We start from the raw sequence: 10,234 nt of genomic DNA on the forward strand, positions 1-10,234 counted from the left end.
TTGCTAAGCTTGTCGCATGCCCCAGAACCCCGTCCTCCCGCTGCGCGGCTCGCTGCGGCTGCGGCCCGCCGTCGGGCCGTGGCACCGGCCCGCGTTCAGCGTGGCCGTCGCCACCGGGCTCCCGAACCTCCTGCTGCTCGCGATCGGACGGCTCGACCTCGTGCCGTACACCTCCGCGGGAACGATGTGCGCGCTGTTCGCCCACGCGCTCCCCTACCGGGAGCGGGCGCGGACGCTGGCGTGGGTGGTCGCGGGGATGACGGCGAGCGTCGCGGTCGCGCTGACGGCCGCGTCGCTCACCCGCTCGGTGCTGGCGCTGGTGGCCCTGGCCTCGCTCATGGCCGGGCTGCAGAAGCTGATCTGCGACGCGACGCGGCTCGGACCGCCCGGGAACGTCATCTTCACCTTCGTGACCGCGTCGGCGTTCTTCCTGCCGCAGCGGCTGGACGCGGTGCCCGCGCACCTGGCGCTGGTCGGCGTGGGCGGGCTCGTCGCGTGGCTGGTCTGCCTGGCGCCGGCGCTGGTGCGGTCCCACGGTCCGGCGCTGACGCTCGCCCGGCCCCGGCCGCCGCGACCGCTGCGGATGCACCTGCCGCTCGCCTTCCGCGTGGCGCTGGGCTGCGCGCTGGCCGGAGGGGCGTCGCTGGCGGCCGGGGTCGGCCACCCCTACTGGGCCGTGGTGACGGCCGCCGCCGTCCACCGCGCCAACACCAGCGTCTCCTTCCAACGCGCCCTGCAGCGCACCGTGGGCAGCCTGCTCGGTCTGCTGGTCTTCTCCGTCGCCGTGCCGCTCACCCACCTCCCGCGGGCGGGCGCGCTGCTGGCGCTGCTGTTCGTCGCGGCCTGCCAGGTGGGTGCGGAAGCGACCATCACCCGCAACTACTGGCTCGGGCAGGTCTTCGTGACCCCGATGGCGCTGCTGCTGGTCAGCCTCGGCAGCGCCGAGCCGGTGGGCACGCTCGTCGGCGACCGCTGGCTGGACACGGTGTTCGGGGCTGCGCTCGGGATGGCGGGCGCGTTCCTGGTCACCAACCGCCGCGCGGGGGAGCGCCTGACGGCGGCGCTGCACCAGGCACGGGCCGCCCAGCGCCTGGCGCGCACTGACCCGGTCGGCGCCGACGCGCGCGCCCGGCTCGCCGACGCACTCCACGAGCTGCGAGAATCCGCCGACGGCCATGCGGGAGAGTGGTGGCAGCGGCCGGTTCCGCTGCAGGAGGTGGCACAGGTGGAGCAGGAGGGGCACCGGATGCTGGCCCTGTTGACGGAGCGGCAGGCTGCGCATGTCTGAGCAGCGGCCGCGCGAGGGCGGCGAGCGGCCCGAGGCGCCTGAGGCGCGGGCGGACATCGTCACCGGCATCATGCGCCAGTGGCGGCAGGTCCACCCGGATCTGGACCTGGAGCCGATCGGCGTGATCGGCCGGATCAACCGCTGCGCCGCGCTGCTGCAACAGGCCGCGGACGCGCAACTGCGGCCCCAGCAACTCACCCGCGCCGAGTTCGACCTGCTCGGCACGCTGCGCCGGTCCGCCCGGCCGCTCACGGCCGGGGAGCTCGCCCGGGAGACCTTCGCCTCCGGCGCGGCCGTCACCAAGCGGCTGCGGCGGCTGGAGGAGCACGGCCTGGTCGAGCGGCGCACCGACGCGCGCGACCGCCGCGTCGCGCGGTTGACCCTCACCGACGCGGGCCGCGCACTCGCCGACCGCACCCTGCCGGAGCAGCTGGACCGCGAGCACGCACTGCTGTCCGGTCTGCCGCCCGAGCACCGCGCGGAGCTGGCCGAACGCCTGGGCGAACTGCTACTGCATCTGGAGGGCAGCATCCCGCACGCTCCCCACGCCGCAGGCTGATCTCCGAGATTTTTCCGCCGACCTCGTCGAGGATGTCGAAAACGCCGGGCGTGCTTCTACCTACCCGTGAGCGCCCCCGCCGGGGGCGGGTACGACGAGCGAGGAGCGGAACGATGAAGTACATGCTGCTGATGCAGTTCAGCGAGAAGAACGTCGACTTCCCCAAGATCGACGAGTGGAGGCCGGAGGAGATCCAGGCCCACATCCGCTTCATGACGGAGACCAACACCGCCCTGTCCGAGGCGGGAGAGCTGGTCGACGCCCAGGGCCTGGCGATGCCGGAGACCGCGAAGATCGTCCGCTCTCACAGCGGCGGCGCGCCGGTGGTGACCGAGGGCCCGTTCGCGGAGTCGAAGGAGTGGGTGGCCGGCTGGTGGATCGTGGACTGCGAGACCGAGGGGCGCGCGGTCGAGATCGCCGCGCAGGTCTCCGCCGCTCCCGGCCCCGGCGGACAGCCGCTGAACATGCCGATCGAGGTGCGCCAGGTCATGTCCGGCCCGCCCGCCGAGCTGTGACCGAGCCCGGACGAGCCCGGACGAAGCCCTGGTGACCGCGCTCGAACGCGACGTCGAGGACCTGCTGCGCACGCTCGCGCCGCAGGTCGTCGGCGTGCTCACGCGCCGCTTCGGCGACTTCTCCGCCGCCGAGGACGCGGTCCAGGAGGCCCTGCTCGACGCCGCGTCGCAGTGGCCCGTCGAGGGGGTACCGCGCAGTCCGCGCGGCTGGCTGCTCCAGGTCGCGGGCCGCCGGATGACGGAGCAGGTGCGCAGCGAGCAGGCCCGGCGTCGGCGCGAGGAGCTGGTGGCCGGGCAGGTCCCGGCCGACCGGCGCTCGGCGCCCGGCGCGGACGCGGACGCGGCGGACGGCAGCGGCCGGGACGACACGCTGACGCTGCTCTTCCTCTGCTGCCACCCGGTGCTCTCCCCCGCCTCGGCGATCGCGCTCACGCTGCGCTCCGTCGGCGGTCTGACGACCGGTGAGATCGCCCGCGCCTTCCTGGTGCCCGAGGCCACCATGGGCCAGCGGATCAGCCGGGCCAAGCAGCGGATCAAGTCCTCCGGCGTCCCGTTCCGGATGCCGGACCCGGCCGAGTGGCCGGCCCGGCTGGACGCGGTCCTGCACGTGCTCTACCTGATCTTCAACGAGGGCTACGCCAGCAGCGGCGGCCCCGAGCTGCGCCGCGTCGAGCTCTCCCGGGAGGCGATCCGGCTCGCCCGAGCCGTGCGCGCGCAGCTGCCGGGCGACCCCGAGGTCGCCGGGCTGCTCGCGCTGATGCTGCTGACCGAGGCGCGCGGGCCCGCCCGCACCGGCCCGGAGGGCGAGCTCGTCCCGCTCGCCGAGCAGGACCGCGCCCGTTGGGACGCGGACGCGATCGCCGAAGGCGTGGCGCTGATCACCGCGGCCCTGCCGCGCGGACCGGTCGGCCCGTACCAGGTGCAGGCGGCGATCGCGGCCGTCCACGACGAGGCGCCGACGGCCGCCGAGACGGACTGGCCGCAGATCCTCGCCCTGTACGGGGTGCTCGCCCGGCTCTCCGACAACCCGCTGATCACGCTCAACCGCGCGGTGGCGCTCGGCATGGTCGAGGGCCCGGCCGCCGGGCTCGCGCTGCTCGCCGATCCCCCGCCCGCGCTCGCCGGTCACCACCGGCTCCACGCGGTCCGCGCCCACCTGCACGAGCTTGCGGGCGACCACGAGGCCGCCGTCGCCGACTACCGCGCCGCCGCGCACCGCACCGCGAGCCTGCCCGAGCGCCACCACCTCACCCTCCGCGCCGCCCGCCTGGCCGCCGGCAACGCCGGGGACGCGCGGACCGCGCCGCCGAGCGGACGAGGGGATCCCTGACGCCCCTGGCCTGGCGAGGCGTCACCGCTGCCGGCGCACGGTCGCCTTGCCGCCCGTCACCAGGCCGGCCGCAGGCACGTCCTCGGCCACGACCGCCCCGGCGGCGACCACGGCGTCACGGCCGACGCCGACGCCGGGCGGGCCGACCCTCACGGGCTCGTCGAGCCGGATGCCGTCGCCTACGCCGGGGGGCGGCGACGGCGGCGGAGTCGCGTCGGGCGGCCGCTCTGTCGACGGCTTGCCGGAGCCGCGGGAGAGGGCGGTCAGGAACACCAGCGAGGCCAGCAGCAGCGGGATCTCGGTGACCAGTTCCCAGGCCTCCACGTGCCGGTCGTGGAGATCCGCGACGACCGGCTCCGGGCCCGTCTCCCCCTGGATCTCCTTCCCACCGCGCGGCGCGCTCCGGCTCCGAGGCCAGGTGGTCACGCTCGCCACGAAGCGCTCGCGCGGACCCCCGGTGCGCGGTGACACACCGGAGGCGATCGTGGTGGCACCGCCTGTCGCGCCGACTGACCCTGCCCGCCGGGTGCCGGTCGGCGGCGGGCAGGGGCCGGTGGGCTCAGATGTCCAGCGCGACGTCGTAGTTGCGCAGCCACGTGTCGAGGGCCAGCACGACCTCGGCGGCGTTGCGCAGGTCCGGGCCGGGTGCGGTGGCGACCGCGTCGGCGGTGGCGCCGAGGTCCAGCAGGTCGCGCACGGGGGCGTCGCCGTCCGCGAGGAGCGCGCGCAGGTCGCCGCGGAGGACCTCGGCGTAGCCGGGGTCCTGGGTGGAGGGGTAGGGGCTCTTGACGCGCTCGGCGACCACGTCCGGCAGGACGTCGCGGGTGGCGGCGCGCAGCAGGGACTTCTCCCTTCCGTCGAAGGTCTTCATCGCCCAGGGGGCGTTGAAGACGTACTCGACCAGCCGGTGGTCGCAGAACGGGACGCGGACCTCGAGGCCGGTCGCCATCGAGGCGCGGTCCTTGCGGTCGAGCAGCGTCTGGACGAAGCGGGTCAGGTGCAGGTGGCTGATCTCGCGCATCCGGCGCTCGTGGCCGCTCTCCCCCGCCAGGCGCGGCACCTCGGCGATGGCCTCGCGGTAGCGGGCCTGCTGGTAGCCGACCACGTCGACCTTCCCGAGCAGGCCGGGGGCCAGCAGCGCGTCCCGGCCGACGGTGGTGCCCTCGGCGGCGAAGCCGCGCTCGATGGCCCACAGCCACGGGAAGGAGTCGGCGGCGACCGCGGCGGGGTCGTGGAACCAGGAGTAGCCGCCGAAGATCTCGTCCGCGGACTCGCCGGACAGCGCGACGGTGCTCTGCTCGCGGATCGCCCGGAACAGCAGGTAGAGGGAGGTGTCGCCCTCCCCCAGCCCGATGGGCAGGTCGCGGGCGAGCAGGACGGCGTCGCGGTGCTCGCGGTGGGTGAGGTCGGCCGTGTCCAGCACGATGTCGCGGTGGTCGGCGGCGACGTGCTCGGCGAGGGCGTGGGCGTAGGGGCCGTCGGGTGTGGCACGCAGCGCGTCGGGGCGGAAGTTCTCGGTCTGGCCGACGAAGTCGACGGCGAAGGAGCGCACCGGGCCGTGTCCGGCCGCGCGCAGCGCCTTCGCCGCCAGTGCGGTGACGGCGGAGGAGTCCAGGCCGCCGGAGAGCAGCGTGCACAGCGGCACGTCGGCGATGAGCTGGCGCTCGACGATGTCGTCGAGCAGCTCGCGCACGTGGCGGATCGTGGTGTCGAGGTCGTCGTTGTGCTCCTTGGCCTCAAGGGCCCAGTAACGGCGCTCGGTCAGGCCGCCGCGGCGTACCCGCAGGGTGTGGCCGGGGCGCAGTTCGTGCATGCCGCGGTAGACGGCGTGGCCGGGGGTCTTCACGAAGGCCAGCAGCTCGGCGAGGCCCTCGCGGTCGACGACGGCGCGGGCGAGGGGGTGGGCCAGGATCGCCTTGGGTTCGGAGCCGAACAGCAGGCCGTCGGCGGTCGGGTAGTAGTAGAGGGGCTTGATGCCCATCCGGTCGCGCACCAGCAGCAGCTCCTCGCTGCGCGGGTCCCACAGCGCGAAGGCGTACATGCCGTTGAGGCGGCTGGTGAAGTCCTCGCCCCACTCGAGGTAGGCGTGCAGGGCCACCTCGGTGTCGCTGGCTGTGGTGAAGGCGTGGCCGCGGGCGACGAGCTCGGCGCGCAGCTCGCGGTAGTTGTAGATCTCGCCGCTGTAGGTGGTGGCGAGCAGGGTGCGGCCGTCGTGGGTGACGGTCATCGGCTGGGCGCCGCCCTCGAGGTCGATGACGGCGAGGCGGCGGTGGCCGAGGGCGGCGTGGGTGTCCAGCCAGACGCCGCCGGCGTCGGGGCCGCGGTCGGTCATGGTGGCGTTCATCGCGGCGAGGACGGCGTGCTCGGTGGTCAGGTCCCGGTCGTAGGAGACCCATCCCGTGATCCCGCACATGTGGCGTGGTGCCTTTCTGCGAGGGTCGGCGCGGCGCCCCGGGTGGGCGGGGCGTGGCCGGTCCGCTGCGGCCCGCCGACATGATCACGCTAAGCAAGTTGGATGTAGGGCGCAATCATTACCTCGCCTTAAAGTCATGTTCGGGCCAACACCTCCCAACGGGTTTGACCAGCGCGTACGCCTCCCACTGCCGGGTTCCCCTGGCGGGTCGGGGCGGAACCGACCGTTCGACCGCCACCGATCTGACCCGAACCCGACGGGTCGTGCACACTCGATCGCCCGCGCGACACGCCGGGAAAACAGGAGGCCGGCCGCCGGTTCCTCAAGTGAGGCGAAAGTGAAACATGTCACGGTCCTGACCGGTCGGTATGCCCGCGTCCGACGGGTAGGTTCCTGCGACCAAGGGGGAAGGAGTCCCTACGACACTCCGTTTCCCCCGATCGCGGATCCCCCGTCACACCCTCCCCTGACGAGAGAACACGAGACATGTCTGCTCAAGAACCCGCGCACCACCCACCCCAGCGCATCGGCGTCGTCGCCGAGTCCGCCTCCGGGGAGACGCGCGTCGCCGCCACCCCGGCGACCGTGCGCCAGCTGCTGGGCCTCGGATACGAGGTCGTCGTCGAGTCCGGCGCGGGATCGGCCTCCGGCTTCACCGACGAGGCCTACCTCGACGCCGGCGCGGGAATCGCGGGCAGCGGCGAGGCCTGGGAAGCGGACGTGGTCCTGAAGGTCAACGCCCCCACCGAGCCGGAGATCGCCCGGCTGCGCGAGGGCGCGACCCTCGCCTGTCTGCTGGCCCCCGCGCAGAAGCCCGAGCTGCTCCAGGCGCTCGCCGCCGCCGGGGTGACCGCCCTCTCCCTCGACGCGGTGCCCCGCATCTCGCGGGCGCAGTCGATGGACGTGCTCTCCTCCATGGCGAACATCGCCGGGTACCGGGCCGTCATCGAGGCGGCTCACGTCTTCGGCCGGTTCTTCACCGGCCAGGTCACCGCGGCCGGCAAGGTCCCCCCGGCGAAGGTCCTCGTCGCCGGGGCGGGCGTGGCCGGTCTCGCGGCGATCGGCGCGGCCTCCTCGCTCGGCGCGATCGTGCGCGCCACCGACCCGCGCCCCGAGGTCGCCGACCAGGTGAAGTCGCTGGGCGGCGAGTACCTGCCGGTCAACGTCGTGCAGGAGCAGAGCACCGACGGCTACGCCAAGGCCACCTCCGCCGACTACGACCGCGCCGCGGCCGAGCTCTACCACGAGCAGGCCAAGGACGTGGACATCGTGGTCACCACCGCGCTCATCCCGGGCCGCCCCGCCCCGCGCCTGCTGACGGCCGCGGACGTGGCCGCGATGAAGCCCGGCAGCGTCGTGGTCGACATGGCCGCCGCGATGGGCGGCAACGTCGAGGGCACGGTCGCGGGCCGGGCCGTGGTGACCGACAACGGCGTCACCATCATCGGCTACACCGACCTCGCCTCCCGGCTGCCGGCCCAGGCCTCGCAGCTGTTCGGCACCAACCTGGTCAACCTGGTCAAGCTGCTGACGCCCGGCAAGGACGGGCAGCTGACGATCGACTTCGAGGACGTCGTCCAGCGGGCCGTCACCGTCGCCCAGGCCGGCGAGGTCACCTGGCCGCCGCCGCCCGTCTCGGTCTCGGCCGCGCCCGCCGCGCAGCCCGCGCCGGCGGCGGCCAAGCCGGAGCCCAAGCAGCCGAAGCTCACACCCGCGGGCCGCTTCTCGCTGATCGGCGCCGGAATGTTGGCGATGTTCCTGCTGGTGGCCTTCGCCCCCGCGCAACTCGCCGAGAACTTCACGGTGTTCGCGCTCGCGGTGGTCATCGGCTACTACGTGATCGGCAAGGTGCACCACGCGCTGCACACGCCGCTGATGTCGGTGACCAACGCGATCTCCGGGATCGTCGTGATCGGCGCCCTGCTGCAGATCGGGCACGAGAGCTGGATCGTCACCACGCTGTCCTGCGTGGCGATCCTGCTGACGAGCGTCAACATCTTCGGAGGTTTCGCCGTCACCCGCCGCATGCTGTCCATGTTCTCGAAAGGCTGAGCCGAGATGACCTCCATGACGGCCTCCCACGCCGCCGACCTGGTCGCCGCGCTGCTGTTCATCCTCAGCCTGGCCGGCCTGTCCCAGCACCGCACCTCCCGCGCCGGCGTCGTCTACGGCATCGCCGGGATGGCGCTCGCGCTCGTCGCCACCATCGTGGTGGCCTCGCAGAGCATCACCGCAGGCGCGATCGCGCTGATCCTGGCCGCGATGGCGATCGGCGCCGTGATCGGCCTGTGGCGGGCGCGCAGCGTCGAGATGACGCAGATGCCCGAGCTGATCGCCGTCCTGCACAGCTTCGTCGGCCTCGCCGCAGTGCTGGTGGGCTGGAACAGCTACCTCGAGGTGGAGTCGCACGGCACGGCGCAGACGCGCATCGCCTCCGACCTGCTGGGCATCCACCACGCCGAGGTGTTCATCGGCATCTTCATCGGCGCGGTCACCTTCACCGGCTCGATCGTGGCGTTCCTGAAGCTGTCGGCGCGGATCAACTCCCGTCCGCTGATGCTGCCGGGCAAGAACTTCCTGAACCTGGGCGCGCTGGCCGCGTTCGTCGGGCTGACCGTCTGGTTCACCGTCAGCCCGAACCTGGCGCTGATGATCGTGGTGACCGTGCTGGCGCTGGCGCTGGGCTGGCACCTGGTCGCCTCGATCGGCGGCGGCGACATGCCCGTCGTGGTGTCGATGCTGAACAGCTACTCGGGTTGGGCGGCGGCCGCGGCCGGCTTCCTGCTCGACAACAACCTGCTCATCGTCACCGGCGCGCTGGTCGGCTCCTCCGGCGCCTACCTCTCCTACATCATGTGCAAGGCGATGAACCGTTCCTTCATCTCGGTCATCGCGGGCGGCTTCGGCATCGAGGCTCCGTCCAGCACCGAGGAGGAGCACGGCGAGCACCGCGAGGTGCGCGCCGAGGAGGCGGCGGAGCTGCTGGCCACCGCCCGCTCGGTGATCATCACTCCCGGCTACGGCATGGCCGTCGCCCAGGCACAGCACCCCGTGGCGGAGCTGACGCGTCAGCTGCGCGAGCGGGGCGTCGAGGTCCGCTTCGGCGTCCACCCCGTCGCCGGCCGTCTGCCCGGCCACATGAACGTGCTGCTGGCCGAGGCGAAGGTGCCCTACGACATCGTCCTGGAGATGGACGAGATCAACGAGGACTTCGCCGAGACCTCGGTCGTGCTGGTCATCGGCGCGAACGACACCGTCAACCCGGCCGCGGCCGAGGACCCGGGCAGCCCGATCGCCGGCATGCCGGTGCTGCGGGTCTGGGAGGCGGAGAACGTCATCGTCTTCAAGCGCTCCATGGCCTCCGGCTACGCCGGCGTGCAGAACCCGCTGTTCTTCCGTGAGAACAGCAGCATGCTCTTCGGCGACGCGAAGGCGAGCGTCGACGCCATCCTGCTGGCCCTCAGCGGCGACGGGCGCCAACCGGCCGCCCCGGCCCCGCGCCAGACCGTCGCGGGGTAGCACCCGCAACGTCCGTGCCACCTCGTGGGTCACGACCGCCGTCCGGCGGTCGTGACCCACGATTTTGACATTCCTTTACAACCCGGGGCCGGGGCCGGTCGTCTCTCCTGCCGCTCGACGCTCACCGCGCGACACCGTCGTCCGGATGAGCCCAGTCGTTCGGACACGAGGGAGACGCACGACCATGCGCAACAGCAGTAAGGCCCTGAAGGCCGCCGCCACCGGCGCCGCCTCGGTGGCGCTCGGGGCCTCGGCCCTGGCGTTCGCGCCGGTCGCCGACGCGGCCACGCAGACGACCACCACCCCGATGTGCACCACCGCCCAGCTGACCGGCGCGCTCGGCGGCGAGGACGCGGGCGCCGGACAGCTCTACTACGACGTGGTGCTCACCAACCACGGCGCCACCAGCTGCGACCTCGACGGCTACCCCGGGGTGTCGGTGCTCGACTCCCACGGCAACCAGGTCGGCGCGCCCGCCACCCACGACCCGCGCTCCTTCAGCGCCGTCGTGCTGGCCCCGCACGCCTCCGCGCACACCACGATCCACACCGGCAACCGGATGACCAACGACCCGGGCGAGTGCCGACCCGCCACCGCCTCGCTGCGCGTC

8 protein-coding genes and 1 pseudogene are annotated in these 10,234 nt (G+C 73.3%); 7 read left to right on the forward strand and 2 right to left on the reverse strand.

What is annotated here, in order from left to right; all coding sequences use genetic code 11:
• Positions 1–16: 16 nt before the first annotated feature.
• The 4 genes from TR48_RS24015 to TR48_RS24030 all read left to right on the forward strand — a co-directional run bounded on the left by TR48_RS24015 (position 17) and on the right by TR48_RS24030 (position 3,692).
• Positions 17–1,288 carry an FUSC family protein gene (locus tag TR48_RS24015; protein WP_042370766.1) on the forward strand — a complete coding sequence of 424 codons (1,272 nt, stop codon included), beginning with the start codon at positions 17–19 and terminating at the stop codon, positions 1,286–1,288.
• Positions 1,281–1,847, forward strand: coding sequence for a MarR family winged helix-turn-helix transcriptional regulator (locus TR48_RS24020; RefSeq protein ID WP_042370767.1), 567 nt, complete (start codon positions 1,281–1,283; stop codon positions 1,845–1,847). Before TR48_RS24015 ends, TR48_RS24020 begins: the two co-directional genes overlap by 8 nt.
• Positions 1,848–1,960: 113 nt before the next feature.
• Positions 1,961–2,362: a YciI family protein gene (locus TR48_RS24025; RefSeq protein ID WP_042370770.1), complete on the forward strand. Its 402-nt coding sequence runs from the start codon at positions 1,961–1,963 to the stop codon at positions 2,360–2,362.
• A gap of 31 nt (positions 2,363–2,393) precedes the next feature.
• Positions 2,394–3,692 (forward strand): RNA polymerase sigma factor, encoded by a 1,299-nt coding sequence (locus TR48_RS24030; protein ID WP_042370772.1) that lies wholly within the window; start codon positions 2,394–2,396, stop codon positions 3,690–3,692.
• A 21-nt stretch (positions 3,693–3,713) separates the two neighbouring features.
• Here the strand turns inward: TR48_RS24030 and TR48_RS40780 are convergent.
• Positions 3,714–3,830, reverse strand: a pseudogene (locus TR48_RS40780) (sugar O-acetyltransferase); the annotation flags it as partial.
• A gap of 421 nt (positions 3,831–4,251) precedes the next feature.
• Entirely contained in the window at positions 4,252–6,105 is a 1,854-nt protein-coding gene (asnB, locus tag TR48_RS24040; RefSeq protein ID WP_042370776.1) for an asparagine synthase (glutamine-hydrolyzing), read from the reverse strand.
• A 486-nt stretch (positions 6,106–6,591) separates the two neighbouring features.
• Here asnB and TR48_RS24045 point away from each other — a divergent pair, with 486 nt between their 5' ends.
• The 3 genes from TR48_RS24045 to TR48_RS39205 form a co-directional block, all read left to right on the forward strand.
• Positions 6,592–8,157, forward strand: a complete 1,566-nt coding sequence (locus TR48_RS24045; RefSeq protein ID WP_042370779.1) for a Re/Si-specific NAD(P)(+) transhydrogenase subunit alpha — start codon at positions 6,592–6,594, stop codon at positions 8,155–8,157.
• Positions 8,158–8,163: 6 nt separating this feature from the next.
• The gene (gene pntB / locus TR48_RS24050) at positions 8,164–9,624 is read left to right on the forward strand and encodes a Re/Si-specific NAD(P)(+) transhydrogenase subunit beta (RefSeq protein WP_042370781.1); all 1,461 of its coding nucleotides are present in this window, start codon (positions 8,164–8,166) and stop codon (positions 9,622–9,624) included.
• Between the two features lie 184 nt (positions 9,625–9,808).
• The coding region (locus TR48_RS39205) for a DUF4232 domain-containing protein (protein WP_161789897.1) at positions 9,809–10,234 on the forward strand (426 nt) is incomplete at its 3' end.

Origin of the sequence: Streptacidiphilus neutrinimicus (assembly GCF_000787815.1) — a bacterium.
Taxonomy (GTDB): Bacteria; Actinomycetota; Actinomycetes; order Streptomycetales; family Streptomycetaceae; genus Streptacidiphilus; species Streptacidiphilus neutrinimicus.

What these genes read in the sequence shown, in the direction of transcription:
- asnB (WP_042370776.1), bottom strand. Translation starts at nt 6,105, where the DNA reads ATGTGCGGGATCACGGGATGGGTCTCCTACGACCGGGACCTGACCACC.
- TR48_RS24025 (WP_042370770.1), top strand. Translation starts at nt 1,961, where the DNA reads ATGAAGTACATGCTGCTGATGCAGTTCAGCGAGAAGAACGTCGACTTC.
- pntB (WP_042370781.1), top strand. Translation starts at nt 8,164, where the DNA reads ATGACCTCCATGACGGCCTCCCACGCCGCCGACCTGGTCGCCGCGCTG.
- TR48_RS24020 (WP_042370767.1), top strand. Translation starts at nt 1,281, where the DNA reads ATGTCTGAGCAGCGGCCGCGCGAGGGCGGCGAGCGGCCCGAGGCGCCT.
- TR48_RS24045 (WP_042370779.1), top strand. Translation starts at nt 6,592, where the DNA reads ATGTCTGCTCAAGAACCCGCGCACCACCCACCCCAGCGCATCGGCGTC.
- TR48_RS24015 (WP_042370766.1), top strand. Translation starts at nt 17, where the DNA reads ATGCCCCAGAACCCCGTCCTCCCGCTGCGCGGCTCGCTGCGGCTGCGG.